We start from the raw sequence: 26759 nt of genomic DNA, 5'->3' as shown, positions 1-26759 counted from the left end.
CCCGCGTAAATATGCAGCGCGCAATCCTAGTAGTCATCTTTATATTCTAGTTTTCATTATCAATCTCGTGAGGGTTAAGGTCACCAGGAACTACCAAGTCACCATACCGGTGGAGGTGAGAGAGGCTTTGGGGATTAGGGAGGGGGACTACGTGGAGTTCGAGCTGCGGGATGGTGTAGCCCTGCTGAAGCCTGTGAGGAGGAAGTGGTCGACGATCAAGCTCGGTAGAGCGCTGAGCGTCGAGGAGATCGAGGAGATCGCCGATAGAGCGTTCTCGCCCTAGGGCATGCTCGTCCTTGACACCAATGTGCTCGTCTACGCGAGCGTGGAGGACAGCGAGTTCCACGAGGAGAGCTTGAAGCTGCTCAACGAGAGGGACTCTGTGATACCGCAGATCGTGGTTTACGAGTACATCAGGGTTATTGCGGAACTTACTCGGGACCCCCTGTTTGTCTTAACGAAGATCCGGGAGCTGGCGGAGTACAACGTTCTATGCGAGCCGCTTCACGTCGTGCAGAGGGGTGTGCAGCTCTGGGCGGAGCGCAACGCCCCCATCAGGGAGCTGAACGATTGTGTTATCCTCGCTTTAGCCCTCACGCTCAACGCTGAGCTCGCAACGTACGACAGGAAGCTTAGGCGGCTAGCTGAAGAGCTGGGAGTGCCAACGCGCCCCTAGAGCCCCGCGAGTGAACCCCGCGCTGCGGAGAACCGCTCCACCGCGCCGGCGGGCGCGATACCGTTAATTCCGAGCGGTCGGAGTGCCCCCCGTGGCGAAGCTTAAGGTCGGCATCATCGGTTTAGCACACGTCCATGCTCCCGGCCACATCGAGCAGTTGAAGGCTCGCCCCGACGTGGAGATCGTGGGGGCTTACGATCACGACGAGCAGAGGGGGCTTCAGCTGTCCTCGAGGTACGGTATCAAGTTCTACAGCAGGCTTGAGGCCCTGCTCGCGGAGGGGCTGGACCTCGCCGTCATCGATAGCGAGAACAGCATGCACGGGGAGCACGTGAAGGCTGCCGCTGAGAGGGGTATCAACGTGTTCTGCGAGAAACCCATCGGCTCCGACCTCCGGATGGCCCTGGAGATCCGCAGCATCGTGAGGAGGCACGGCATCCTCTTCACGACAGGGTTCAACTCCCGCTTCAACCCCGAGATCCTCAAGCTGAGGGAGCTGGTGCAGAGCGGCGAACTGGGCCGCGTGTGCATGGCTAGGGTGAGGGTTGCGCACTCAGCGGCAATCGACCGCTGGTTCAGCGGCTGGTCAGCCTGGTTTGCGTCGCGCGAGCTCGCGGGTGGCGGGGGTTTCCTCGACCTGGGCATCCACGGCGCTGATCTACTCCGGTTCGTGCTCGGGGAGGAGGCTGTCGAAGTGCAGGGCCTCACGGGCAACGTGACGGGAGCCTACAGCATCGACGATCAGGGGGTGGGCGTCATCCGGTTCTCCGGGGGCGCGCTGGGGATCCTCGACGCTGGCTGGACCCAGCTAGTCGAGCACATGCCCTGGTCCCCTCTGGAGGTTTACGGCAGCAGAGGATCGGCGCTGAGGACTTGGATCGGCCTCATGTACTACACGAGGGAGAAGGGGTGGGTCAAGCCGGTTCCACCGCAGCCACCCGCGCGCAACGCCCTCGACGACATCATCGATGCTGTCAAGACCGGCAGGAACCCCTTCATCACGGTTGAGGACGCTGTAAAGGCGCAGGAGATCATCGAGGCCGTCTACATCAGCGGAAGGGAGGGGAGGAGCGTGAAACTCCCCCTCCTCAGCTAAGCTTAAAAGCCGGCAGCCGCACCTGCACGGCAGATGATGTATTTGCCGAGTGCTGAGCGGTGATTGCCCATTCATGTGCTGATGCCTCCTGCACGCCTTGAGCGCGCCGAACGGGGGTACGGGTTGGAGATGTGAGCAGTTGGGTGGAAGCGTGAGCTTCAGAGCAGGCTTTCACCTGAGGTGGACGATATCCCCCGCATAGAAGACCCTTTGTCCTCCGTCTCGGCTCTCCACTAGGAGGCCACCCCACTCATCGATGTCCAAGGCCACCCCCTCGAACACTCCGTCGCTTGACAGCACTTTCACGCGCTTCCCGAGCGTTACGGACAGGCGCCTCCACTCGCCTAGCACGCTCTCCACCGCACCCGAGCGCAGCGAGCTGTAGGCTCTGTCGAGCTCCTTGAGGACTTTAAGCAGTAGGGGGACCCGCGGCAGGGGGCGCCCCGTGAACTCCTTCAGCGATGAAGCCGAGCCCCTGAGCTCGGGTGGTAGATCGTTGTTGACGTTGATCCCGACGCCCAGCAGCGCGTAGTGTATCCTGTCCGCTTCCACGCTACCCTCGACGAGGATCCCGGCAACCTTCCTCCCCTCAACTAGCACGTCGTTCGGCCACTTCAACCCTGCGTCGACGCCGAAAAGCTCCCGAAGCGACCTGGCCACCGCGACGCCCGCCGTCAAGCTCAGCAGGTGCGATAGACGGAGGCTCTCGGGCCTCAGCAGAACTGTGAACCAGAGGCCCCCCCTGGGGGAGACCCAGCTCCTACCGAGCCTCCCCCTGCCCGCCGTCTGCTCCTCCGCCACAACCACGGTACCCTCACCCGCTCCAGCCTCAGCGAGAGCAGCCGCAACCTCCTGGGTTGAGGAGCAGGATTCGAGGTAGCAGAGGGTGAAGGGTAGGGACGCCTTTAGCGCGCCAACGTAGCGGGCCGCCGCGCTCAGGTCGTCGCTCGCGACGAGCCTGTAACCCAGCTTAGGGTGGGCCTCAACCGGGTACCCCTCCTCGACCAGCCTCCTCGCCAGCCTGCTCACAGTCGCACGGGAGACGCGGAGGGCTCGCGCCAGCTTCTCCCCCGAGACAAAACCGGGGCTCAGCGCCAGCTCCCCCAGTAGGGCGGCCTCCAGCTCGCCGCTCACGCCCCCACGCATCACCCCCGAGTTAAAAGGCTGTACTCGCGGCTAAGCGACCTAGCAACTCGCCAAGCGGCTAACACGGCGAGCGCGTGATCCATCGCGAAGTCCTGCGGGATGAAGATGAGTACTGAAACCAGGGGGATCGCCAGCGCCGCATCCCGCACCCCAAAGAGCCGGGAAGCGCCCATAACCCACGCCGCGAGCCTAGGGTCTGCGGAAACCCACCGTGCAAACACCAGGTAACCCAGCAGGTAGATCGGCACTGCAGCGGCGCACGAAAGGAGCCACAGCGCGACTAGGTCCCGCCTACCCGCCTCGCGCAGAGTTCTTCCGCAGCCCCTCTCGTAGAGCTCCCTCAGCACGGCCGTCAGTAGAGCTGCAAGGGGGAAGGCGGCCAGGTAGCCTCCGGTCGGCCCGAGGAGGATCCCCACTCCGCCTCTGAGGCCCGCGGCTAGAGGCAAGCCCGTCGCGATGAGCGCTAGGTACAGGAGCTGGGACAGCAGAGCCCAGCGAGGTGGTAGCAGCAACCCCGAGAGGACGACGCCCGCGTTCTGCATCGTGTAGGGCACGGGCCCTAGCCTGAAGGTTACCTGTGCGAGCAGGCCGGTAACAACCGCCAACGCTGTTGAAACCGTCAACCTGAAAACGGTCACCCCCACGGGGGAGCCCTGCTCCACGCCGGCTATTAAGGACTCCACTGTGAAACCGTTTCACGTAAACGCACTCCATATCCGCGACAACGGGGAAACAATCGTTTTTTACGTGCCCTGAAATAGGAAGACGTGTGGCAGGGCCTCCTGCCTCCCCAAGCCTTACTGGCTTGGAGGAGGTTCAAGAAGGTGCTTCTCGATCCACCGCGGTTCGAGCCGGGCTCTTGGGCTGGCGCTGGGAAGCTCTGGCTGGACCCTCTCGACCGCGAGTTCCTGCTCACCAGTAGGCCTAGGAGCTGGCCGGAGAGGGGGTTCGCAATCGAAGTTTACCGCTCTAGCGATGGGGAGAACTTCACGCTCGCTTGCAGGTTAAGCAAGGAGGAGTTAAGCGATATGTGCGGCTTAAAGGTGCTCAGCATCGAGGGGACGCAAATCCTCCGCGACCCGCTGACGGGGAGGTACATGCTCTACGCCTCCCTTGACGTGGGCGGAAGATGGGAGACCTACCTGCTGTCCTCAGACGACCCGGCGGGGCCCTGGCGCGGTGAAGGGTTTGTGCTCCGCTGCGATAGGGACTACGATGCGGTGGAGGCTAGGGACCCGACGATCGACATCGTCGATGGGCGCTACATCTGCCTCTACAAGGCCAACGCGGGTGGGCTTTCGGTCAGGACGGCGCTGGCAGTCAGCGAGGATGGGCGCCGGTGGGTGAAGCTGGGGATTCCCCGGTTGGATGGCGAGGAGCAGAAGCCCTACTTCCTCCTCTACGGCTCCATTTTCGCCGGCTGCACAGGCCCCGTGATCATCGGTGTTGCCACGAGAGAGGTGGTGAAAGGCGCCCACCTGACCGATACCTTCGCCGCCTACGTCATAGATTACCGGGGGTTGAACCTCGAGCGGATCTTCGAGGCGAAGTGGGCGCCGGGCTCGATCTACGAGCACCCCCGCTACCCCATCCACGGTTACGCTGGCGTGGCTCAAGACGTGGAGCGCGGCCGCTGGTTGATCTGGATCGAGGCTGTCGACCCGAGCTGGAGCAGGGAGCCCGGATTAAACGAGGAGGTTGATAGGGTGCTACTCTACGAGAGCAAGCCGCCATCGAAAAGTTTTTAATGGCAAACGCCCGTGGGCCGCGTGGAGTTCGATCCGAAAGCCTTCCTCGAGAAGGCAGTGGAGGAAGTAAGGTCGAGGGTGGGCGGTGAGCGTGCGATTGCCGCCTGCTCGGGCGGTGTTGACAGCACCGTCTCAGCGCTGATAGCGAGGATTGCGCTCGGCGACCGGCTGAAGGCAGTGTACATCGATGACGGCTTCAGGAGGTTGGGCGAGCCAGAGGCGACGGTCCAGCTCCTAAGGAGCCTCGGGCTAGATGTGGAGTTGATCGACGCGAAGAATGAGTTCTACAACGCCGTTAGGGGGTTGAGGGACGCTGAGGAGAAGAGGAAGGCGTTCAGGCACACCTTCTACACCGTGCTAGGGAGAGCCGCGAAGAGCTGGGGGGCTAGGTTCCTGGTGCAGGGCACGATCGCGCCCGACATCATCGAGACCGTGGGCGGGGTGAAGACGCAGCACAACGTGCTGGTGCAGCTGGGTTTGGACCCCAGGGCTTACGGCTTCGAAGTGGTTGAACCCCTCAGGGAGCTGTACAAGCCGCAGGTGAGGCAGCTGGCCAGGTACCTGGGCCTCCCGAAGGAGATCTCGGAGAAGATGCCCTTCCCCGGTCCCGGGCTCCTCATCAGGGTTGTGGGCGAGGCGACGCCGGAGAAGGTGGACATCGTGAGGAGGGCCACGAGGATCGTTGAGGAGGAGACTCGGGGCTTGGGCGCCTTCCAGGCCTTCGCCGTCCTCCTCGAGGGTAGGGCAACGGGAGTCAAAGGGGGTAAGAGGGTCTACGGCTACATAGTAGCTGTGAGGGTGGTGGAGAGCGAGGACGCGGTTACGGCTAGGGCCAGCGAGCTCCCCTACCTGCTGCTCAAGCGGATCGCCAACCGCATCATCAACGAAGTGCCGGAGGTGGCTCGCGTGCTCTACGACGTCACTGACAAGCCCCCGGCTACCATAGAGTTCGAGTAGAGACCTTCAAATGAGCGTAGGGACGACCGACCTCCGACGTCGCGCCGCAGTAACGCTGCGTTACGCTCCTACAAGTCGATGATTACCATCTCGTACTCATCGAGTTTCAAGGAGAGCCTACCATCGACTAGATCAAGCGCGCGGCCCGTAAGAGCTGATCTTGCCTTACGAGGTTCGAAACCCTTGATTTCAATCGTAACGTCCACGGGCACGGTTTCTCTCGGCGGCATGACGGTTTCAACTGTGGAATGCCACATCGTGGGATCATCAGTGTTCCCCCTCAGGATGATCCTTCTATCGAACGTTAGATTGACGAGGTGGATCAGGAGCTGGCCGCTCCTCACATAAGGCTCGAAGAGCACGAGCCCCCTACTGAAAGCCCTCAGCGGCGGTTCGCCAGCCACCCACTTAACAGCCCCCTCGATCAGAGCCTCATAATGGGGGAGCCCAAGCCTCCAGTAGAGTCTCCCCAGCTGCCCGCTGAAGTAAACCGTTCTGCGCTGCTCTCCTACTACGATAGCTGGAGTGCTCGTTTCCGGTCCGAGGAGCGGTGGGGATCTCCCGTTTTCGTACTCGTACCCGTACTCCCCAGCCGCTAGCGCAACCCTACCTAGCACTCGCGAGCCTTCTATAGGCTCCACTATAGCATGCCAAGCGAGTGAGGGCGGCACCCTCCTATCCCTGAACACCCTGTCAAAGTCCCCCCACACTATGATTGGGTCGGGAACCCCTCTGACAACCGGATGATCGCCCGTGATAACCACGTAGCTCCAGTTAGCCTTTAGCGTACCCCTGTAGGAGACTCCGAGAAGCCTTGAAAGCCGAAACTCCTCGAGGCTCCTCCCCATCTCATCCAGCTTCGACGTTAGGAAGGAGGCCACTAAGCCCCCACCCCTTCCGACGAACGCCTCAAGCTGCGCTGCCGCGCGCTCAGAGAGGGAAGCCGTGTTACCTAGGAGGATGCCAGCGAAGCCCGCGAGGCGGCCTTCATCCAACCGAGAGTCAGAGATGAAGTCCACCGGGAAGCCGTTGTAGGCAAGGGCGTAGTAGAGCCCCCTCACCTCATCCGTAACGTGTCTCGGATCCCCTCGACCAGCCCAGTCTCTGCTCCGATTCGAATAGACCACGCCAGCGTACCTCACCCTTTCAACGCCCTCCATAAACTCCTCAAGCCTTTCAACCTCCGCCATCACCTCGGATACGGGTCTGCGGTACGAGCTGGTTTGCGCAAAAGCGGAGCTGAACACGAGGATCATCGGATCGCCGCCGGCCGCGAAAATCTCCCTGACTCCCTGCTTGATCACGATCGGCGTCGTCGGCGTGGTTGTAAGCGCCATGTGGAACACGTTCCTGGTAGCCCAGACCCTCTTACCCCCGCTGAGCGCCTGCGTTAGCTTCACCATTTCCGCTAGGAAACCGGGGGGCTGGTAGTCCGCTTCAGAGCACTCGGCGAAGACTACATCCAGGTGGTCCCTAGCCATCTCAACAATCGTGTTTGCCCTACCCTTCCACCCGGCTGGGTGGCTGTTGTAAACGGGTAGAGCATTCCTGCTTAGAGATTTGACTAGGTTGTAAATGCGCTCGATCGCTTTGACGTTGACCTTGTACCTCCACAGGAAGCTCTCCCTGTAGGCCAGGGAATCCCAGTCCTCGGTCGCAGGTAGATCCCGCCCCGTTTCATCCCTATGGAGCTTCCTGCACCTCTCGCAGAAGCAAGCTCTCTCCAGGTCCGGCATGTACCTGAAGGAGTCGAGGAAAACGCCGTCAACACCGTAGGCAAGCACTTCACTCACTTCCTTCAAAACCCTCTCGAGGAATGGGGAGTTCAAGCACATCAACGGCCATCTCAGTTCCGGGTTAGCCTCCTGGGAGGGGTTTGTATCCATGTGGATGACCGAGCCGTCTAGCCTCCTCTGGGCCCAATCCGGGTTTGCGCTGTAAAGCTCAGGGTCAGTCGTGTGGCCAACCATTACAACTACCTTAAGGTTTGACTTTCTGGCGGCTTCAACTAACTCACGTATGAAATCCCTCGAGCCGAGAGCTGCGGCTTTCCTTGTAGCCCCACTATTGTAGTAGGCCCTCCCCCAAGCATCCCTGGCGAAAACCGCGATTACGTTGCAGTGGAGCTCCCTCGCTAGCCTTGCTACATCTTCGCCCGTGATTCCGCTGAGGATCACGACGCTGTACGTCACGCACGACCAGGTCGAGGCGATGGTTCTAGCGGATAGAATCGCGGTGATGAACAAGGGTAGGCTGGTGCAAGTGGGGACACCCGACGAAATCTATCGAGAGCCGGTCCACCGGTTCGTTGCGCACTTCATCGGGTCTCCACCAATCAACTTCTTCGATGGAGTGGTGCAGGAGGCTTGTATAGATGCCGGTTTCGCCAGGATCCCCGTCAACAACGTCCCAGAGGAATACGTTGGCAAGCAGGTTATCGTAGGAGTCAGGCCTGAGGACCTCAGCCTGCAGCCAGTCCCGAGGGGGTTGGAACTGAAGGGTGAACTCCTATTGATCGAAAACTTGGGGAACGAGTACATCCTCCACGTCGATGTTGGAGGTACCACCCTCCGAGTTTTGGCCAGGGAGAAGCCAACAAGGAGGGACGTTACGCTGTACCTCGATCCCGCGAACCTACACATATTCGACAAAAGCACTGAGCTTAGAATACCCCTTCGATACAAGTGAATCTACAGGTCTAGGTTTTTTGATAGGCGGATTAGGCGCAACTGGTAAAACCCGAAACTTTGTTTCCGCATTGGGCAAGTGGGTCCTGCACCCCCTGAAGCTTCAGCCGCGCTCAGGCCTACCCGGATGTAGCGACCAAGGTCGCCTCTTAGTTGCGGCGCAGGGTTTTGGCGCAGGCTCGTCGACGGGTCAGGTATAACCTTCGCAGCGCGGTGCTCACCCTCTTGATCCTGCACTCAGCTTTTATAGGCTGGGTTAGCGAACCCTCGATGCTTGCCGCCGTCGATGTCGGCGGGACCTTCACCGACCTCCTGTACCTATCGCGCGACGGGCAGTTGGGTTTCCTCAAGGTCCTCTCCACGCCGCGTGAGCCTGAGAGAGCGGTTGTCGAGGGGTTGAGAAGGATCGCCGCAAGAAGCCCGGTGAGGGAGGTCGTCCACGCCACGACGCTCGCCACGAACGCGCTGAGGGGGCAGAGGGGGTTGGAGCCCCCCCGTACCGCCTTCGTCACAACGAAGGGTTTCAGGGATATCATCGAGATTGGGAGGCAGAATCGGCCCCGCCTCTACGACCTCTTCTTCGAGAAGCCTAGGCCGCTAGCCCCGAGGGAGCTGCGCTTCGAGCTCGACGAAAGGGTTGACGCGAGCGGCAGAGTTCTGAAGCCTTTGAATCAGGCCGAGGTCGAGGAGCTGGGCCTGAAGCTGAGGGAGCTGGGCGTCGAGAGCGCAGCCGTCTGCCTCCTCCACTCCTACCTGCGCCCCGAGCATGAGGAGCTGACTGGTAGGATCCTGTCGAAGCACGTTCGGTACGTCTCGCTGTCCCACCGCGTCGCCCCGGAGCCGCGGGAGTACGAGAGGGCTTCAACGACCCTCGTCAACGCGGTGCTGCAACCTCTAGTCTCGAGGTACCTCACCAGCCTGGCGGGTGAGCTGGAGGGGATAGGAGTCAGGGGGCTCTACCTGATGTCGAGCAGCGGCGGGCTTGTGGACTCGAGGGAGGCGGCAGAGAGGCCGGTGCAGATCATCGAGAGCGGGCCCGCGGCCGGTGCCGTAGCCGCGGCGGAGCTGGCCAGGATGCTGGGCCTCGGCAGGGTCATCAGCTTCGACATGGGCGGCACGACGGCGAAGGCGGCCGTCGTGGCGAACGGCGAGGTGGAGGTGACGACGGAGTACGAGGTGGGAGGCGAGTCACACCACGGCCGCGTAGTCAAGGGCTCCGGCCACCCGGTCAGGTTCCCGTTCATCGACTTGGCCGAGGTGTCCGCTGGGGGAGGAACCATCATCTGGAGGGATGAGGCGGGAGCCTTAGCGGTGGGCCCCGTAAGCGCGGGTTCGGAGCCCGGGCCGGCCTGCTACGGTAGGGGCGGCCGCGAGCCGACGGTCACGGACGCGAACCTCGTGCTGGGTAGGCTCGGTGAAAGCCTGCTCGACGGCAGCCTGCGCTTGGACAGGAGAGCCGCGGAGACAGCCCTCTCCAGGCTCGGCGACCCGGCGGATGTGGCTGCCAGGGCCTTGGAGCTGATCAACCTGGAGATGGCGAGGGGTGTGAGGCTCGTCACCGTGGAGAGGGGCTTCGACCCGGCGGACCACGTCCTCGTAGCCTTCGGGGGCGCTGGACCGCAGTTCGCAGCCTTTCTGGCGGAGGAGCTGGGGATCAGAGAGGTGCTTGTGCCACCCCACCCCGGCCTGTTCAGCGCGTGGGGTTTGCTCGCCGCGGACTGGAGGTTTGAGGCGAGAAGCGCCTACCCCGACCCTGAGGCGCTGGAGGAGACGTACAGGAGGATGGAGGAGTCGTTGACGGAGAGGCTCGGCCACGCCGATTACTTCGTTAGGAGCGCCGACGTCAGGTACAGGGGTCAGGGATGGGAGCTCACGGTACCCGTGGGAAGGCCCGCAAGCCTCGAATCCGTGAAGCGAGCCTTCGAGGAGAGGCATGAGGCAACCTTCGGCTTTACGCTCGGGTTGGACGTGGAGATCGTCGTGGCCAGGGTCTTCGCAGTGAAGCTGAGGCCCAAGCCCGGGCTACCGCGGCCCCCGGCGGGCGAGCCGGTGAAGCCGGGTTCGAGGAGGGTCTTCTTTGAAGACGGGTGGGTTGAGACACCCGTTTACAGGAGGGAGAGCCTTCCGGTCGGCTTCGTGGGCGAGGGGCCGGCGATCGTTGAGGAGTACTCCTCCACGACCGTGGTGCCACCAGGGTGGGAGTTCAGCGTGGGTAACCTCGGCGAGCTGAGGCTCGTTCGGGTGGGCTAGCATGCCGTCGTGGGAGCTCATCCACAAGGCCACGGTCTTCATCGCGGAGGAGATGGGGGTCGCGCTGAAGCGGTCGGCGCTTTCCCCGAACATCAGGGAGCGGGTTGATCTGAGCTGCGCCGTGGCCGACGGGGAGGGGAGGATCGTCGCTCAAGCGGAGCACATCCCGGTCCACCTCGGCTCCTTCAGGGTCTGCGTACGAAACGTGCTGGAGTGGCTCAGGGGGAGCGGCGTCGAGCTGGAGGAGGGTGACGCTCTGGTACTCAACGACCCGTACATTTCGGGTACCCACCTGAACGATGTTACGGTCGTCGCCCCCGTCGTCAGCGGAGGCGAGGTCGTGGCGTACGTGGCCTGCAAGGCGCACCACGTCGACGTCGGCGGCCCCGCCCCGGGCAGCATCAACCCAGCGGCTAGGACGCTCTACGAGGAGGGCTTCATCGTGCCGCCCGTGAAGCTGGTCAGAAGGGGGTCGATCGACCGCGACCTGCTGGAGATGATAGCGGCCAACAGCAAGACGCCCCGGATCGTCGCGTGCGACCTCCGAGCGCAAGCCGCTGTGGTGCAGCTGGGGGTGAAGAGGGTGCTGGAGCTCATGGGGAGGTACGGCTCGAGCCGAGTCCTCGAAGCCTGGTCCGAGTCGATCGAGTACGCGAGGGCCCTTGCCGCGAAGCGCATCTCCGGTTGGAGGGGCGGGGTGTACGAGGCCGAGGATTTTGTCGAGCTGGGTGAGGAGGACCTAGCGATAAGGGCGCGAGTCGAGATCCGCGGGGGCGGGGTCAGCGTGGACTTCACAGGCACCTCCAGCCAGGTGGAAGCCCCCCTCAACGCTGTGTTCGGGGTTACGTACGCCGCAGTGAGCTTCGCGGTTAGAGCGGTGATGGGCGGTGAGATCCCGACGAACGAGGGCTTCTACAGCCTCGTCGAGGTGTACGCGCCGGAGGGCTCCCTGCTCAACCCGCGCAAGCCAGCCCCCGTTTCGGGCGGGAACCTCGAGACGAGCCAGAGGGTGGCCGACGTGGTTCTCCGGGCCCTGGCGGAGGCTGTGCCCGAGAGGGTGCCGGCCGCGGGCTCGGGGACGATGATGAACGTAATGCTCGGCGGTGTGAGCGAGGGCGGCTACTGGGCCTACTACGAGACCGTCGGCGGCGGCACCGGAGCCAGGCCCTGCAGGGACGGGGTGAGCGGGGTCCACGTCAACATGACCAACACGCTGAACACGCCGATAGAGGTCGCCGAGAGGAGCTACCCGATCCTCTACACCGCCTACAGGATTAGAGAGGGGAGCGGAGGGAGGGGTAGGTACAGGGGCGGGGACGGCATCGTGAGATCCTTCATCGCCCTGAAACCCTGCAGGCTCTCGATACTGGCCGACCGCTTCAGAAGAGGCCCCTACGGGCTCCAGGGAGGGGAACCGGGGGCGCCAGGCAGAGTCACGATCAAGAAACGGGACGGAAGGGTGCTGGAGATGCCGAGCAAGTTCACAACCGACCTGGAGGCCGGCGATGAAGTCATCGTAGAAACCCCCGGAGGCGGAGGGTGGGGGGTACCCGAAGGCTCCGAGATCCAGCACAAATAGTCTCCAAGCCGAGATCGAATTCCTTACGATAAAATTGCGATGATCTCCTGTGGAGTGCCATTTTATTCGTTGATCACGGTAAACGGTGATAAACGGTGGCGCTCACCGTTACTGCAGACTGCGCACCGCTTTTTCGAGCAAGACGGGAAATGCAAGCTAGAGGCTGCTACAGGTGGCCTAGAAGCTTCAGCGATTGCACAGCGTAGAACGTGTATTCGAGGCTCGATACGCCGTGCGTGGTTGTGCGGCGGAAGCCTCCGTTAGCGTTCTGCAAGCTTGAAACGTACCTCAAGTGGCTGCGCACGTACCTCGGGGATGACCCCAGCTTCTGCAGCGTTTTCAATCCGTAGTACAGGTTTTCGACAAAGTAGTTCCTGGAGTAGGGGGTTGCGCTGAAGCCGCCGCTCTCGTTCTCGCACGCTAGAACCCACTTCACAGTCTCGGCCGGCGTGTCGAATCGGTGCAGCGCGCTCAAGCCCTCGACAGCCCAGTAGGTGTACTCAAGCTGGGGCACGGGGTGGCCGAACCCTCCACCGTTCCGGCTCTTGAGCATCGCGGCTGCGGCAGCTTCAGCGTAGCGATCCGCCATGCCGCCGAGCTTGTCGAGCGCGAGGACGATCATTGAAACCCTGTTCAACCAGGGGGTGACGTCAGCCGGCGTAATGATGTAGGTGGCATCCTTCGATCGGAGGACGCCCTTCTCATCGATCAGCGGCTTCTCGTCGAGGAGGAGCCACGCGTGACCGTTCTGCTCCGCGAGGGTCGCCTCCAGGGCCCCGAGGAGGAAGCGGGCAGCCCCCTCCGGGTCAGCCGGCTTAGCGCCCAGTAGATCGAGAGCCAGCAGCGAGTAGTACGCTACTTCAACGCTCCTGTAGCCACCCGACGGATCCTGCAGGCGCCTCAGGAATCCGATTGTAGCGTCGGCTTGCGGAGGGTCAACCTTCAGCGTGGAGAGGATTGAGAGGGCGTAGAAAGTGTCCTCAGCCGACGACTCGAACATGTCCATGTACTGGAAGGAGAGGTAGCCGCCGTCGCTCCCCCGCTTCGATAGCACGTACTCGACCACCCTGTCGAGGTCGACCAGCGCGTACAAGCCCCCCGCCATTTCAAACACCCAGGCTCGACAGAAGCTCCCTCAGATCCTCGTCCCCCAGCACGCGCAGGATGCTCAACCGACCCCCAAACCTCCGCCAGGAGGAGACAACAGCCAGCTGAGGGTATCCACCGCGCACGAGCTCCCGAACATCCACTTCAACGCCCACCACCTCCCCCTCGTACACCCTCCCGTAGACGGGGTGGACGGCTCTCGCCCTCTCCCTGAGGAAGCTCTTCGGCAGAACGAAGCACAGCTCCCGGCGCTCACCCAGCCTAACCCTATTGAACCTGTAGGGGAGGATCACCGTATCGTCGCGCGGCAGGTAGAGGAGATCCACCACCCCGCCCACCGGCAGCACGCCCCGCGGCAGATCACCCACCCTCTCCTCCTCAACGAAGCGCAACCCCTTCACGCGCAGACGCTCAACCTCTCCCACGGGAACCTCCTCCCGCATCCCGCTCACAACCCTCCCGTACTCCCCGAAAGCCTCGATCTCGAAGTCGCTCATCACGCCGTCCCCGCACCCGACCCGAACCTCCCCCTCACCCACCTGGAAGTTCACGGCGAGAGGCCTAGCCTCGAGCAGCCGCAGAACCTCCAGCCCGCCGGACTCCCGGGTTGGAGGGGCGCCCCTAGCCAGCCCCCCATCACCGACCAGCACCTCAACTGTCAACGCGGTCTTCAAAGCCTCAAAGACGCGGGGCGTGAGCAGCCTCACGGACACCGGTGTAACGGCTGTTACAAAACACTACTTAAAGCTTTCGTCAAGCCGCCAAACCCTTAACCCGGGCGGCCGCAGAGCACACGCCATGAGGGAGGGAAGGCTGCTCATCATCCTGTACGAAGTCCCCGAAGAGCCGTCAAGATTCAAAGTCCGAATCTGGAGGAAGCTGAGAGGGTTGGGGGGAGTCTACCCGCGCCTCTCCCTCTGCCTGCTACCCGACACCAGGGAGGTACGGGAAGCCCTAGAGGGAGTGGTAAGGGAAATCAGGGAGCACGGTACCGCCATCGTATTGGAGGGTAGAGCAGCAGGCGGAGAAGACGCCCTCCAGCTCCGGAGCGTGCTCGCAGCATTGAAGGAGAGAGAGTACAGGGAAATCCTCGAGGAGTGCGACGAGTTCCTCAACGAGATAAGGGAGAACATCGAGAAGGGGAACGTGACGCAGGAGGAGGCGGAAGAGCTGGAGGAAATCCTCGAAGCGCTGGAGAAGTGGTACCAGCAGGTGCGCAGCACCGACTGGATCGGAGTACAAGCGGGGAGCGAAGTAGAAAAGAAGCTCAAGGAGTGCGAGAAAGCCCTCGAAGAGTTCACCTCCCTATGCCTAAGAAACCTGAAAACATAAAATTTAAAACATGAGAGGAATGGAATATTTCAAATTAAACAATGCTTCAGAACTCATAGTGAAACCTCTTCAAATCCCGCTCGACGCTTCGAAAACTACTTCTAATTCTTCAATTACAGCTGCTAAGGGAGAATCTATGCGGTTAACCGCCGGCCCCTGTATCGGCCGACTGTGAACGTTGCGGTTCCCTTTTTGAATTGGATGTGCCGCTACCCCCAGCAGTTTCAGTCGCTTCTCCTTCAACCCCACTTGAACCTCTACAACCCTCTCCCCACCCTCCAAGCGCAGTACAGAGCAAGCTTATCATCGCGTAGCTGAACCACGCTCTGCCGACGAGCGGGGAAACGCAACGCCAGCTAACGCCTATGTGATTCCGCATCCTCAGCGGTGCTTTGCACTCTGCAAGCAGCCTCTTAGCAGCTGTCGGCGGGCGCCCGGTATCAACAGCTGCCGAGGCCCTCTCGATCCCCACCCTCACGGCCACGCCCGCTCAACGCCCGAATCCCACCCACCTCCGTCCTACGGCCGCGGGCCAGACCAGCCAAAAGCCTCCAACCGCTGCGCATGCCGGCTCAAAGCGTTACCCCTGAAAAGCGCGCGAAAACGGAAACCAACTAGGCCACTCGAGCGCGCCACAGAATCCAGACACTGCATACCGGAAGCAGAGTCCACCCTCTTTCCAGCGGGAACCTCGTTTCCCGTTTTTTGAATTTGGATTTAAGGTGAACGGTTTTTCCGCGGAAAGTTTCTCTATTCCCCGATTAACCCGGGGAACTAGATTCCCTTTCCCCGAATCCACAGATGCGCGCTGAACGCCGCACCCCGCGGAAAACAATGCTCAAAGGTTCAAGAAGACAAACCTTAAAAACCACCACACGAAAAACCCCCACGGAAGCAGCTAGGAAAGAATTGAAAGCTGCTGTTCTGCAGTCTGCCTCAACTGCTGTGCCCTCTCTTTCAAGAAGCAGCTAGGAAAGAATTGAAAGTTTATACGTTAGCTGTGTGCCGCACTTTCTACAACATATCTCGAGGCAGCTAGGAAAGAATTGAAAGTCACCCTCATCGTCGCCGCCGCAGAGCTGCTCCCCATCATCCGAGGCAGCTAGGAAAGAATTGAAAGAAGCTGCTCGTGGAACTAGACCCTCCAAGCGTAAACATGAAGGAAGCAGCTGGGAAAGAATTGAAAGGCAAAGGCGATCCCGTGCCCCCCGTCGGGGGGCCTCTCGAGATTGGAGACTAGGAGCAGCTAGGAAAGAATTGAAAGCGAAGAGATCTTCGGGGGGCAGCTGGTGCGAGATCCGCACGAGGCAGCTAGGGAAAGAATTGAAAGCGAGCCACATTGATCACACTGTCCACCCAGTGTGTGGAATACGGGAGAAGCAGCTAGGAAAGAATTGAAAGTCTCCTCTCTAGCTCATACGCTACTACTTTATAATCACTATAACCGGGACAGCTAGGAAAGAATTGAAAGGGGCAGCGGGATCTTGTAAGCCCTGGTTAGCACCATCTCCCGGGGGCCAGGGGTCTTATTCCCGTGGAGCAGCTAGGAAAGAATTGAAAGGTCCGCGCTTTCAGCCTCTATCTCCCGCCAGCGCGCTATCTCCCGGTGAGGCAGTTAGAAGAGAAGAAAGTGTACTCACCCCCACGTTGTCCGCTAAGCTGACTGTCAGCTCGAAGTATCTTGGAAGGGATTGGAAGGCGCTTCTATGTTAGGGGGGTTACGGCTGCGAGGAGTGCGCTGTGGACGGCTGCGAGCCAGGCTGCGTTCTCGGTCCAGGATTTGGTGCGGTGGAGCCACACTTGGGCTGCAGCGTCGAGGGGTAGTAGTAGGGTGAGGCTCACGAAGGTTACGATCAGCAGGTATCCGGAGAGGCCGTGCGGCCCCAGTAGCAGCCTCGCGGTGGCGTAGGCGGAGAGGAAGCTGGCCGCCCGGAGGGCGATGACGACCGCTAGCCCGCGCAGCGGTGGTAGGTTGGCCAGCTTGAGCCTCGCGAGCGGCTCGAAGGTGGTGCACGGTAGAAGCGAGAGGGCTAGGATCGCGGCCATGAGGGGGGCTCTCTGCGGGCTCGGCTCCACGTTGAAGAAGGGTTGGAGGGCCTCGTGCAGGCCGGCGTAGACGATCAGCGCCAGCGCGGAGCTTGAGGCTGCCAGCCTCGGCAGGCCCCTTACCAGCGCTGGGCTGAAGCGTGGCTGGGGCCGCTGGACCAGGGTTAAGGCGAGAGCCTGAGTGTAGAGCACGGCGAGGACATAGGCGGCGATCAGCGATACGGCTGGAGCCATGAGTAGGTAGAGCGGGAAGGCTAGCGGCGCGGCCAGGGCGAAGGCTGCGGCTAGCTTGGCCAGCGGCAGGCTGCCCGGGGGCTGCGCCTGAGGCTTCCTCAAGCGGGGGGCGAGCAGGCTGACGGCCGCGAGCGTAGCGGCTAGGGCGGAGGCGCTTCTCGCCAGCGTTAGGGTCAAGCGCTGCGGGGCGCGGTTCTCGTAGCCGTCCCCCTCGAGCCTCGACAGCACTATGTCCGCCAGCGCCGGGTTGTAGAGCACGGTCAAGTGGTCGTCGTGGGGCAGGATTACCACCGTCCAGCCTTCGGCGCTGGTCACGGTGAAGATCTCGTCGAGGGCGGCGAAGACCGCGACCCGCTCGATGGGTTTGTCGAGGTACGGCCTGGACGCTACGACGATGACCCTCACCACCCTCGGATCCCTCTCCGCGAACTCCTGCGCGAAGAAGCCGCCCATGCTGTGGCCGACCAGCGTGACCTCCTCGTCCCGCACCCCGAGCGACTCCAGCAGCCTTTGGTAGACGGGGAAAGCCGCGGTGCCGTTGAAGGCAGCGATCCTCGAGCCGCTCCTCCCGTGGCCCAGGTTGTCGTAGGCGATGGCCCTGTAGCCGTTCCTGGCCAGCTCCACGCCGAGCCACTTCATCATCTCGAGGCTCCCGCCGAGCCCGTGGAGCAGCACTGCAACGCCTTTGGTGGAGCCGCTCTTCGGGCTCCACTCCGCGTAGTAGACGGGGACTCCGTCGACGAAGATGTAGCCCCTCCGCTCTTCGACCCCCGACTCGAGCTGCAGCAGGCCGAGCGACAGCCCCGCGTACGCGGCGATGAAGGCGGAGAGCAGGATGACCGCCCTACCCACGGTGCCCCGTCCGAGCGATCGTATTAAGCTGTTTTCCCGCGCCCGGCCTCAGGCCAGGTTCACCGCCTCGATCGGGGAGGGGCTTCTACAGCTGCAGCAGGATGGCGGTGGCCAGGAGGGGTGTGGCTACGGCGAGGTTGACTGGGATGAGCTTCACGGCCCTCCTCTTGCTGATGGGTGCCACGTAGAAGGCCTTGTTGATCGAGGCGGCCGCTGAGGCGATCAGCGCCGATACGATCGCCGTCGATGGTGAGACGTAGTTCCCAGCGAGCAAGCTCATCGAGGTGAAGATCACTGCCGCTGAGCTGGCGAAGCCGCTGAGAGCCGATGCGAGCAGCGCGCCGGGAGCGCCTAGCACGAGCGTGGCCGCCGCGCTGATCATCGATGAGAGCGCGAAGAGGGCTGTAGCCCTCGCCGCCAGGCTGAAGCTCAATGGGGGAACCTCGATGCTGAGCTCCCCCGGGCTCGGCAGGAGCTTTGACAGCGTGTAGGCCAGGAGGATCGAGAGGGAGTAGCCGAGCAGCCCGATTGCGAGGAGGTTGAGCTCCACCCTCCGCGACAAGTGCGATAGCAGGGTTGCGAGAGCCGCGTTTCTCGCCAGCATTGCCGCGTTCGCCAGCAGGGAGGACCTGACAGCTGCCCCCTCACCGCCCAGCCTGCAGGCGCTCACGACCGTTGCCTCGCTGTTGGCGAGCCCGCCGAAGAAGGAGACGAAGTCGATGGACCGAGAGCCGCCCAGCCTGACCGCAACGTAGCCTATGTAGGAGATCACCAGCACCGTGACGAAGAATATGTAGAGGGAGCCGACGCTGACGGCGTTGAGGAACGGGTCGGTCAGCTCGAAGGGCAGGAGGGGGCCGATCAGGAAGGCTATCACGCCCAGCTCGAAGAGGGGGAGGAGCTCCCTGTAGGTGACGCCCCTGACGACCCTCTCAATGCTCAGCTTCGCGGCCAGCGCCAGGCTCGCCATGAAGCAGAGGGCCACCCCTTCGACGAGCATCCCGGAGCCGATCAGCAGGCCGGAGGAGTAGGCGACAGCCAGCGCGAGGGGGGTTGTGATCCCGCTCTCCCCGCTGATCACCAGCTTCCGGTAAGTGTAGACGCCAACGACTGAGACAACCATGGCCGCGAGAGAGGCTGAAGCCAGCAGCGGGAGCCACGGTTCGGTTGCCACGCTACCGGGGAGAGCTGCGGACAGGCAGCCGAGCACGGAGAGGAAGCCGACGCTTCTGACTCCCGGCGCCTCGTGGGATTTCGCTCTCTCCCTCTCCAACCCTATCAGCGCTCCCGATAGGAAGCTGAGAGCGACCTTGAACACGAACTGGATGTCGACCGACACTGGGACTAGGGGCAGCATGCTTAAACCTATGTTTACTACAATCAGGTATATAAGAACTATTCTCTATTTACATCTATATACTCTATAAACTTCACCGTTAAGCGAGAGCAGCGCTCCGGGGTTCACCAGCTCCAAGCCGCGCGGCACAGCTGTCCCGGCTGAACCGCCGCAGCTCGGCGCACTCGACGCGGATGGAGGGTTCGAGGTTAAAGAGCTGGGATACCAATTTTAGGCTAGAAATGGCCCGCTACGCCGTGGAGTCTGACCCAGCGCAGCTGAGGAGGAGGTTGGCTGAGCTGGACTCGAAGATGAGGAAGGCCGTGGGGGAGGTTGGGGAGCTGAAGGCGAAGATAGATGCCTTGAGCGAGGAGAGGAGGAAGCTCCGCGAGGATATCGCGAGGCTTGAGGCGGAGCTGCGCGAGCTTAAGGGGAGGATGGCCGCTGTGCGGGAGGAGGGGGGAGTTGACGTGAAAAAGCTCTGGGAGGAGAGGAGAAGCCTTCAGGAGAGGGTTACCAGCCTGCGCCGAGAGATCAGGGAGCTGCTCGATAGGATCGATAGGGGTGAGCCGAGGCAGGAGGAGCTCAGGTCGAAGATGAGGGAGTACGCTGCGCTGGAGAGCCGGCTCAAGGCCGTTGAGGCGAGCATAAGCGAGGCTAGCAGGAGGAGGCTGGAGGAGAGGACTGAGAGGGAGAAGCTGAAGCTGCGCATCGCGGAGCTGCAGGAGGAGCTTGTGAGGTTGAGGAGGCGGAGGGCTGCGTTGAAGAAGCAGCTGGAGCAGCTGAAGTCCACGTACGCTGCTAAAGCCTCGGAGCTCCAAGACTTACGGCAGGAGATCGAGAGGATCAGGCTTTTCATCAGGGCGGCTGAGATCGCGGAGCGCCTGAGGGGCGGTAAGCAGAAATAACCGCAGTAGCGAGGGCCCACATGGGCTGCAAGTTCGATAGGGGCTTCAGGTTCGGGTTCAGCACGGTCGGCGTCCAGCACGAGATGGGCCTCCCCGGCCCCGAGTTCGTCAGCGACTGGGTCCTCTGGCTTCACGACCCGGAGAACATCGCCGCGGGCATCGTGAGCGGGGACCGGCCGGAGGACGGCCCCGGCTACTGGCACCTCTTCAGGGAGGATAACGAGAGGGCTGTCTGGCTGGGGATGGACGCTGCGTGGTTCACGATTGAGTGGGCGCGGATCTTCCCCAAACCGACTTTCGAGGTCGAGGTTCCCGTCGAGCGGAGCAGGGATGGCTTGGTGGCCGTCAACGTAGATCAGGAGCACGTGAGGAGGCTCGAGAAGCTGGCGGACATGGGTGCTGTGAAGCGGTACAGGGAGATCTTTGAGGACTGGAAGGGGCGCGGAGGGTTCCTGATAGCCAACCTCTTCCACTGGTCGATCCCCGTCTGGCTTCACGACCCCGTGAAGGTCAGGAAGTTGGGGCCCGACCGGGCTCCCTCCGGTTGGCTCGACGAGAGGACGGTGGTCGAGTTCGCGAAGTTCGCCGCGTTCGCTGCGAGCGTGTTCGACGACCTCGTGGACGCGTGGTACACGATGAACGAGCCGGAGGTGGTGGCGATGCTGGGCTACGTGAGCGTGAGGAGCGGCTTCCCGCCCGGCTACCTCGACTTGAAGTGCTACGAGGTTGCGAGGAAGCACTTGGCCGAGGCTCACGCCCGGGCCTACGACGCCGTAAAGACCTTCTCGAAGAAGCCCGTAGGGATCGTCGAGTCCGTCGCCGCTTGGACCCCGCTGACGGAGGAGGATAGGGAGGCAGCCGACGCCGGGTTCGAGCGCAACATCTGGCCGTACGAGGCTGCCGTCAAGGGGGTTCTCGCGGGGGGCGTGAGGGACGACTTGAGGGGCCGGCTCGACTGGGTGGGGTTGAACTACTACACGAGGAGCGTCGTTAGGAAGGTTCCAGGCGGCTACACCGTGCTTTCCGGCTACGGCTACTCCTGCCCGCCGGGCGGTTCATCGAAGGCTGGGCGCCCGGCGAGCGACTTCGGCTGGGAGGTTTACCCGGAGGGCCTCTACGAGGTGCTCATCAGGCTCTGGAAGAGGTACCGGCTCCCCATTTACGTCACCGAGAACGGCATCGCCGACGCGAGCGACAGGTTAAGGTCGCACTTCATCGTCTCCCACCTGTACCAGGTCCACCGCGCCGCGTCAGAGGGGGTTGACGTTAGAGGCTACTTCCACTGGAACCTCTTCGACAACCTCGAGTGGGCGCAGGGCTACAGGATGAGGTTCGGCCTCTTCCACGTCGACTTCGCGACCAAGCGCAGGTACGCGAGACCTAGCGCCCTCGTGTTCCGGGAGATCGCGAGGGGCAAGGAGATACCGGACTACCTGATGCACCTCACCGAGCCCCCACGCGTTAGCGGTTGAGGAAGTTGACGGGTGTGACCCCCTCAGTAAGGCCGGGAACCCTCACTGATCGGCAGGTAGCTGAGCTCATCACCGTGCTCGCTTAACGCGCGCGCATAAAAACCCTAGGTTCTACTGGGTCGCGTGAACACGACCCTCCTCTCCAAGCTATCAGCTGCGCTGGGACCGTCGGGCTTCGAGAGCCAGGTGAGGAAGCTCATCGCCGAGGAGCTGGGTAAGCTGGGGCTTGAGCCAGCTACCGACCCCCGGGGTAACCCCTACGTTACGTTCGGGGAGGGTAGGCCGCTGATGGTTGTGGCAGCCCACATGGACGAAGTCGGCTTCCTAGTGAGGCACGTCGAGGACACCGGCTTCCTGCGGGTGACCGCTCTCGGCGGTGTGAGCGCGAGCGCCTCGCAAGGCCATGAGGTCGTCGTCATGGGGCGGAAGGGGGAAGTTGAAGGAGTGGTGGGCTCGACCCCGCCCCACCTGCAGGCTGGGGCCCAGCCGAGGGAGATCACTGTGGAGGACCTCTTCATCGACGTTGGCGCCTCTACGAGGGAGGAGGCGCTTGCCATGGGTGTGGGAATAGGTTCTCCAGCCACCTGATCGTAATCTTCGTGAGCATCACCCTACTACTACCCCTCGATGCTGCAGCCCAAGTGTGGCTCCACCGCACCAAATCCTGGACTGAGAACGCAGCCTGGCTCGCAGCCGTCCACAGCGCACTCCTCGCAGCCGTAACCCCGTTAACCTAGAAACACCTTCCAACCCCTTCCAAGACACTCCGAGCCGACAGTCGGCTTAGCGGACAACGTTGGGAGCGAGTACACCTCCCTCTTTCCTAACTGCCCCACCGGGAGATACCGCGCTAACTGGAGACAGAAGCTGAGAGCGCGAACCTTTCAATTCTTTCTCAGTTGCTTCTGACAGTGGAATAATGCTCATCATCTATCATCATCTCCATCATCTCTTTCAATTCTTTCCTAGCTGCTTCGAAATCTACTGCAAGAAGTGCGGAGCTCAGCTAACTCACAACTTTCAATTCTTTCCTAGATGCTTCTAGTGGCAATCGATCCAGCCACACGTAATTTGTCTTCTACTCCTATAACTTTCAATTCTTTCCTAGCTGCTTCCAACATTGAAGGAAGTCGCTGATAATATACACAACCTAATACTCTTTCAATTCTTTCCTAGCTGCTTCGTCGAGCGGGACGGGACTGTGACCGCCTTCTCTTCCATCTTTCAATTCTTTCCTAGCTGCTTCGGGAGGTGAGGGGCGGGGAGGGGGTGGGGCGCGGTGGCTAGCCTTTCAATTCTTTCCTAGCTGCTTCCTCAGCCTCCTCGTCCTGATGGTCTCGCTCTACACCACTTTCAATTCTTTCCTAGCTGCTTCAGGTTCTAAACGTCTTCTGGGCCAGAGAGGTTTTAGCCCTGGCCCCTTTCAATTCTTTCCTAGCTGCTTCCGGGGATCCCGGTCCCTTGTGGGACCGGTGGTCCCGGCTGCTCTTTCAATTCTTTCCTAGCTGCTTCCTGCTCAACTGGCTCGGCGACGCCGCTGCTGCGGCAGTCCTCTCTTTCAATTCTTTCCTAGCTGCTTCCGAGGCCATCAACAACCAGAAGGTGGTGGTCGCGAGGAAGGCTCACTTTCAATTCTTTCCTAGCTGCTTCACCGGTAGAACCCTAGCCCTCACCTCCCGCTTCACTTCCTCCTTCACTTTCAATTCTTTCCTAGCTGCTTCCACGTCTGGTTCGCCGGCACCCTGGCAGCCCCGTTGTACTTTCAATTCTTTCCTAGCTGCTTCAAAGGGGTTGATATTTTGATCGCGGCCCCCGCGGCCCTACCTCCTCTTTCAATTCTTTCCTAGCTGCTTCAAGAGGATGTTACTCTTATCATCGAGGAAGGAGGAATCTTTCAATTCTTTCCTAGCTGCTTCAGCGTCTGGAACACGGTTAGCGGCTCGCTACCATTGATCTTTCAATTCTTTCCTAGCTGCTTCCCACCTTAGTTTCTAACCTGGAGAGGCCCCCTGATGGCTTTCAATTCTTTCCTAGCTGCTTCACAACCTGACGAATATCACGCTCCGCAACCCAGCGTTTATACACTCTTTCAATTCTTTCCTAGCTGCTTCCTGCTCAGAGGGTTGGAATCCCTGCTAAGGTACATGCTCGTCACTTTCAATTCTTTCCTAGCTGCTTCAGTCGATCGACCCCTGGCCGGATCCCGCCGCGATCGTGAAGCTTTCAATTCTTTCCTAGCTGCTTCCGTGGGGTTTTGTGTGTGGTGGTTTTTAAGGTTTGTCTTCTTGAATTTTGAGCATTGTTTTCCGCGGGGTGCGGCGTTCAACGCGCATCTGTGGATTCGGGGAAAGGGAATCTAGTTCCCCGGGTTAATCGGGGAATAGAAGTACTTTCCGCGGAAAAACCGTTCATCTTAAATCCAAATTCAAAAAACGGGAAACGATATTCCCGCTGAAAAGAGGGTAGGCTTTGCTTCGGGTATGCAGTGTTTGGATTCAGTGGCGCAGCTTGAGTGGCTTAACGTTTTCCGCTTTCGCGCTTTGTCTAAGGGTTGCGTTTTAAGCCGGCGTGCGGAGCGGTTGCGAGGCTTTAGTCGGCCTGGTTCGAGACCGTTGGATGGGGTGGGCGGGTATCGGGCGTTGAGCGGGTGGTTATTAGGGTTGGGGTCGAGAGGGCCTTGGAAGCAGTTGAAACTGGTGGCGATTGCTAACGGCAGCTGCGAGGCTGCTTGCAGAGCGTATGTCACCGCTGAGGATGCGGAATCACACGGGCGTTAACGGGCGTTGAGTTTCCCCGCTCGTCGGCGGAGCGTGGTTCAGCGACGCGACGATCAGCTTCTCCGTACCTTACTTGAAGAGTAAGAGGGAGTGCCCATCCGTGTCTGAAGCCCGGAGAAGGCTCTTCGCTTTCCTGGTGTTCGCCTACCTCTTCGCCCTGACGATCGATCTGGCGGCCTTCGTGACGCTTGAGAGGGGTGGTGCGGGCTCCTCTGATCCCCGGACAGCCTTGGTAACCATGGTGTGGGGCTTCGCGAGGATGTGGTCTGTGACGGCTGCCGCGCTACTCTCTGCGGTGATCGGCCGTGAAAGCCTACTAGGTTGCCTGAAGCGGTGGCTTAGGGTTTCGAAACGTTCCCTGCTGTGCTACCTCTCAGCCCCCCTTCTAATCTACCTCGCTTTGGGAGTCTACGTGCTGATCGCCGCGCCCTTCGGGCTCTTCGATTTTAACGCCTACGTGGAGCTCATTGCGAGCCAACTGCGAGCCGCAGGGCTGGCGGAGGAACTGGCCCCCCTCGTTGCGTTCCAGCAGCTCCTGCTGGGCTACTTCGCGGCTATCTCGGTGAACGCCGCTTTCGCGCTCGGCGAGGAGCTCGGGTGGAGGGGCTACATGTTCGACCTGCTCGAAAGGAGGCTCACGGCCAGGGGCGTTGTAGCGATTGGCGTCGCGTGGGGCTTGTGGCACGCGTCAGCCACAATGCTGCTCGGCCACAACTACGGCTCCAACCGGCTCCTCGGTGGGTTCATCCTCTTCCCCGTTTTCACCACGCTCCTATCAATCCCACACATGCTCCTAGTTGAAGCAGCGGACAGCGTGCTCCCCGCCGCCTCGCTCCACGGGGCCGTGAACGCGCTGTGGGGCCTCACGGTCGTCGCCACGGGGCTGCCGCTAGAGGCGAGAGAGCTCTACACCGGTCTGGGTTTAGCGGGCTTTGCCGCCTGGGCGATCCTCGATGCTCTCATCATCAAGCTGAGGCTGAAGAGGGCTAGAGGCGACGGTAGAGCGTAACCTCCGAGCGCTTCAGGCAGGCCAGCCTTTCCGACTTTCTCGATCCCTGCCACGTACCGGTCCGCGGTGCTGGGCTGCTGCGCGTCTGATCGAGCTGCTACTTCGTTGACGGCTGGCGACGAGCGCCGGGTCGGTGCTGCAGGGCGAGCTCGCAGAGGATCGCGGCCAGCTGTATCAAGGCGAAGTGCGATTCGCCCTCGCTAGCCGGTCGGAACATGCCGTCATCCATCAGCTTAACGTTCGTGTACCTGCTGATGGCCAGCTTCCTCCAGAGCGCGTAGGCCCGCTTATCGGCGGTGAGCACGGTCAGATCCTTTATGAGCTCCGGATCGATCGAGGGTATCGAGATGTCGCACTTGTACTGCGTGCTGGGCACCTTGCTCGCGAAAGCTTCGACCACCTCGTAGGCCATGAGGAGGGCTTCGGCGAGCAGTCTCTCGCAGGCCTTCCTGCTCTCGGCCACCCTGTTGAGCACCTCAGCGTGGACGCAGTAGGGGACGTGGATCCGGGGTCCCAGCAGCCGTACGACGTTGTGGACACCAGAGTAAATCACATTCGTGTCTATTAAGTACCGCTCATCCTGCCCCAAGTCGAGAATCTCGAAGCCAACCAACCTGTACAACCACCCAACCTCCCTGCAGCGGGGCTCGCCCCAGGCTATGGCGGATAGGGCCTCCGCTGCGAAATCCTCGAAGAGCCTCCGGTCGGGCGGCGGGTGGACGCTGATGCTCTTCCTAACCCTTGCCGTCGGCGCCTCGCCTTTGACCGGCAGCCTGGCCAGCTCGCAGACCGGTACCAATCCAGCGGTCGTACTTAGGTAGAGGGTCTTCGACAGCTCGTCCCCCTCGACGGCTTCAACGAGCTCGAGCGCGAGCTTCGGGGTGGAGTAGTCGTTAACCCACGTTTGGGGGAGTGAGAGGTTCAAGTCGACGCAGAGGCTGGCGATCCTCTTGAGGAGCCGGGTGGGAAAGGGGGCTTCCTCCTCCAGGTACTCCACAGCCCCGTCCCTGCTGAAGGCGCGTCTCGCGGGCTCTGGTGGATCCCCTAGCACCCGCATCGGCTGCAGGTACCGGGGGACGTAGGGGTAGAAGAAGCCGGTCCATGGGCCGAAGGGGAAGAGGACGTGCCCAACGTCCGCCCCCGTTCTCGCGGAGGCCAGCGTGAGAGCGACTGCCCCCACGAGGGAGCCGGAGGTTGGCACAGCTAGAGCTTTACCGCGCGAGAGGAAGCTTTGAAACGTGTTCAGCGCTTCCCCCAGGTCCCGGGACATCTGGCGGAGCTCCAGATCGACGTCGAAGAGCTTTTTGACGAACCGGGAAACCCTCTCCGCATCCCGCTTCGCGAAAGCGCTGTAGAAGGCCACGCACTCGCCGATAGGGAACGCCTCTAGAGCCCTCGCGAGGGAGGAGGCCGCGGATTGGAAGGTGAAGCTGGGAGAGCCGACGAGGAAGACTGCAAGCTCGTAGCCAGCCACGGTATAGACGGCTCACACCCACTAAAATGCCTTCAGGGGTGTGGGTGGCCGACAGCTGGAGGCCCCTTGAATG

General features: G+C 61.5%; 23 protein-coding genes and 1 CRISPR repeat array. Of the genes, 14 read left to right on the top strand and 9 right to left on the bottom strand.

What is annotated here, in order from left to right; all coding sequences use genetic code 11:
• Positions 1–67 precede the first annotated feature (67 nt).
• From QXF46_04180 to QXF46_04170, 3 genes are all read left to right on the top strand, one after another.
• On the top strand, positions 68–283 hold the full coding sequence (locus QXF46_04180; protein ID MEM0226050.1) for an AbrB/MazE/SpoVT family DNA-binding domain-containing protein: 216 nt from the start codon (positions 68–70) through the stop codon (positions 281–283).
• A 3-nt stretch (positions 284–286) separates the two neighbouring features.
• The gene (locus tag QXF46_04175) at positions 287–676 is read left to right on the top strand and encodes a PIN domain-containing protein (protein ID MEM0226049.1); all 390 of its coding nucleotides are present in this window, start codon (positions 287–289) and stop codon (positions 674–676) included.
• Between the two features lie 91 nt (positions 677–767).
• Positions 768–1772 carry a Gfo/Idh/MocA family oxidoreductase gene (locus QXF46_04170; protein ID MEM0226048.1) on the top strand — a complete coding sequence of 335 codons (1005 nt, stop codon included), beginning with the start codon at positions 768–770 and terminating at the stop codon, positions 1770–1772.
• A 171-nt stretch (positions 1773–1943) separates the two neighbouring features.
• Here the strand turns inward: QXF46_04170 and QXF46_04165 are convergent, their stop codons facing one another.
• Positions 1944–2906 carry a biotin--[acetyl-CoA-carboxylase] ligase gene (locus tag QXF46_04165; protein ID MEM0226047.1) on the bottom strand — a complete coding sequence of 321 codons (963 nt, stop codon included), beginning with the start codon at positions 2904–2906 and terminating at the stop codon, positions 1944–1946.
• Positions 2907–2917: 11 nt separating this feature from the next.
• Complete coding sequence (locus QXF46_04160; GenBank protein ID MEM0226046.1) at positions 2918–3580, bottom strand: biotin transporter BioY; 663 nt, start codon at positions 3578–3580, stop codon at positions 2918–2920.
• Between the two features lie 105 nt (positions 3581–3685).
• On the opposite strand from QXF46_04160, the gene QXF46_04155 reads away from it, so the two are divergent.
• Positions 3686–4666, top strand: coding sequence for a hypothetical protein (locus tag QXF46_04155; protein ID MEM0226045.1), 981 nt, complete (start codon positions 3686–3688; stop codon positions 4664–4666).
• 21 nt (positions 4667–4687) lie between these two features.
• Positions 4688–5623 (top strand): glutamine-hydrolyzing GMP synthase, encoded by a 936-nt coding sequence (guaA, locus tag QXF46_04150; protein MEM0226044.1) that lies wholly within the window; start codon positions 4688–4690, stop codon positions 5621–5623.
• Positions 5624–5691: 68 nt separating this feature from the next.
• On the opposite strand, the gene QXF46_04145 is transcribed toward guaA, so the two are convergent.
• Entirely contained in the window at positions 5692–7815 is a 2124-nt protein-coding gene (locus tag QXF46_04145; GenBank protein ID MEM0226043.1) for a hypothetical protein, read from the bottom strand.
• On the opposite strand from QXF46_04145, the gene QXF46_04140 reads away from it, so the two are divergent.
• The 3 genes from QXF46_04140 (at position 7781) to QXF46_04130 (ending at position 12139) form a co-directional block, all read left to right on the top strand.
• Positions 7781–8311, top strand: coding sequence for a TOBE domain-containing protein (locus tag QXF46_04140; protein MEM0226042.1), 531 nt, complete (start codon positions 7781–7783; stop codon positions 8309–8311). The genes QXF46_04145 and QXF46_04140 overlap by 35 nt on opposite strands.
• A gap of 269 nt (positions 8312–8580) precedes the next feature.
• Positions 8581–10560, top strand: a complete 1980-nt coding sequence (locus QXF46_04135) for a hydantoinase/oxoprolinase family protein (GenBank protein MEM0226041.1) — start codon at positions 8581–8583, stop codon at positions 10558–10560.
• Position 10561: 1 nt separating this feature from the next.
• Positions 10562–12139, top strand: coding sequence for a hydantoinase B/oxoprolinase family protein (locus QXF46_04130; protein MEM0226040.1), 1578 nt, complete (start codon positions 10562–10564; stop codon positions 12137–12139).
• Between the two features lie 166 nt (positions 12140–12305).
• Here QXF46_04130 and QXF46_04125 read toward each other — a convergent pair whose 3' ends face one another.
• Both QXF46_04125 and QXF46_04120 read right to left on the bottom strand, forming a co-directional pair.
• Complete coding sequence (locus tag QXF46_04125; GenBank protein ID MEM0226039.1) at positions 12306–13244, bottom strand: prenyltransferase/squalene oxidase repeat-containing protein; 939 nt, start codon at positions 13242–13244, stop codon at positions 12306–12308.
• A gap of 1 nt (position 13245) precedes the next feature.
• Entirely contained in the window at positions 13246–13959 is a 714-nt protein-coding gene (locus QXF46_04120; protein MEM0226038.1) for a hypothetical protein, read from the bottom strand.
• An 85-nt stretch (positions 13960–14044) separates the two neighbouring features.
• On the opposite strand from QXF46_04120, the gene QXF46_04115 reads away from it, so the two are divergent.
• Positions 14045–14578: a hypothetical protein gene (locus QXF46_04115; GenBank protein ID MEM0226037.1), complete on the top strand. Its 534-nt coding sequence runs from the start codon at positions 14045–14047 to the stop codon at positions 14576–14578.
• Between the two features lie 69 nt (positions 14579–14647).
• On the opposite strand, the gene QXF46_04110 is transcribed toward QXF46_04115, so the two are convergent.
• The 3 genes from QXF46_04110 to QXF46_04100 all read right to left on the bottom strand — a co-directional run bounded on the left by QXF46_04110 (position 14648) and on the right by QXF46_04100 (position 19067).
• Positions 14648–14860, bottom strand: a complete 213-nt coding sequence (locus QXF46_04110; GenBank protein ID MEM0226036.1) for a hypothetical protein — start codon at positions 14858–14860, stop codon at positions 14648–14650.
• 1422 nt (positions 14861–16282) lie between these two features.
• Positions 16283–17710 (bottom strand): alpha/beta hydrolase, encoded by a 1428-nt coding sequence (locus tag QXF46_04105; GenBank protein ID MEM0226035.1) that lies wholly within the window; start codon positions 17708–17710, stop codon positions 16283–16285.
• Positions 17711–17795: 85 nt separating this feature from the next.
• Entirely contained in the window at positions 17796–19067 is a 1272-nt protein-coding gene (locus QXF46_04100) for a DUF4010 domain-containing protein (protein ID MEM0226034.1), read from the bottom strand.
• Positions 19068–19303: 236 nt separating this feature from the next.
• On the opposite strand from QXF46_04100, the gene QXF46_04095 reads away from it, so the two are divergent.
• The 5 genes from QXF46_04095 (at position 19304) to QXF46_04075 (ending at position 25212) form a co-directional block, all read left to right on the top strand.
• Complete coding sequence (locus QXF46_04095; protein MEM0226033.1) at positions 19304–19954, top strand: hypothetical protein; 651 nt, start codon at positions 19304–19306, stop codon at positions 19952–19954.
• A gap of 20 nt (positions 19955–19974) precedes the next feature.
• Positions 19975–21426, top strand: a complete 1452-nt coding sequence (gene bgaS, locus QXF46_04090; GenBank protein MEM0226032.1) for a beta-galactosidase BgaS — start codon at positions 19975–19977, stop codon at positions 21424–21426.
• Positions 21427–21549: 123 nt separating this feature from the next.
• Positions 21550–22014, top strand: coding sequence for a hypothetical protein (locus QXF46_04085; protein ID MEM0226031.1), 465 nt, complete (start codon positions 21550–21552; stop codon positions 22012–22014).
• Between the two features lie 11 nt (positions 22015–22025).
• Positions 22026–22163 (top strand): hypothetical protein, encoded by a 138-nt coding sequence (locus tag QXF46_04080; protein ID MEM0226030.1) that lies wholly within the window; start codon positions 22026–22028, stop codon positions 22161–22163.
• Positions 22164–22307: 144 nt separating this feature from the next.
• Positions 22308–23671: a CRISPR direct-repeat array (repeat unit 25 nt; unit sequence CTTTCAATTCTTTCCTAGCTGCTTC).
• A gap of 632 nt (positions 23672–24303) precedes the next feature.
• Positions 24304–25212 (top strand): CPBP family intramembrane glutamic endopeptidase, encoded by a 909-nt coding sequence (locus QXF46_04075; protein ID MEM0226029.1) that lies wholly within the window; start codon positions 24304–24306, stop codon positions 25210–25212.
• 97 nt (positions 25213–25309) lie between these two features.
• On the opposite strand, the gene QXF46_04070 is transcribed toward QXF46_04075, so the two are convergent.
• Positions 25310–26686, bottom strand: coding sequence for a hypothetical protein (locus QXF46_04070; GenBank protein MEM0226028.1), 1377 nt, complete (start codon positions 26684–26686; stop codon positions 25310–25312).
• Positions 26687–26759: the final 73 nt, after the last annotated feature.

The organism is Thermofilaceae archaeon (genome assembly GCA_038731975.1).
Taxonomy (GTDB): domain Archaea; phylum Thermoproteota; class Thermoprotei; order Thermofilales; family Thermofilaceae; genus JANXEW01.
This window is presented reverse-complemented; position numbering and strand designations above follow the sequence as displayed.

Bases quoted from the DNA above. Each gene is read 5' to 3' on its own strand.
- QXF46_04135 (MEM0226041.1), top strand. From the start codon at position 8,581: ATGCTTGCCGCCGTCGATGTCGGCGGGACCTTCACCGACCTCCTGTAC.
- QXF46_04125 (MEM0226039.1), bottom strand. From the start codon at position 13,244: ATGGCGGGGGGCTTGTACGCGCTGGTCGACCTCGACAGGGTGGTCGAG.
- QXF46_04100 (MEM0226034.1), bottom strand. From the start codon at position 19,067: ATGCTGCCCCTAGTCCCAGTGTCGGTCGACATCCAGTTCGTGTTCAAG.
- bgaS (MEM0226032.1), top strand. From the start codon at position 19,975: ATGGGCTGCAAGTTCGATAGGGGCTTCAGGTTCGGGTTCAGCACGGTC.
- QXF46_04175 (MEM0226049.1), top strand. From the start codon at position 287: ATGCTCGTCCTTGACACCAATGTGCTCGTCTACGCGAGCGTGGAGGAC.
- QXF46_04130 (MEM0226040.1), top strand. From the start codon at position 10,562: ATGCCGTCGTGGGAGCTCATCCACAAGGCCACGGTCTTCATCGCGGAG.
- QXF46_04115 (MEM0226037.1), top strand. From the start codon at position 14,045: ATGAGGGAGGGAAGGCTGCTCATCATCCTGTACGAAGTCCCCGAAGAG.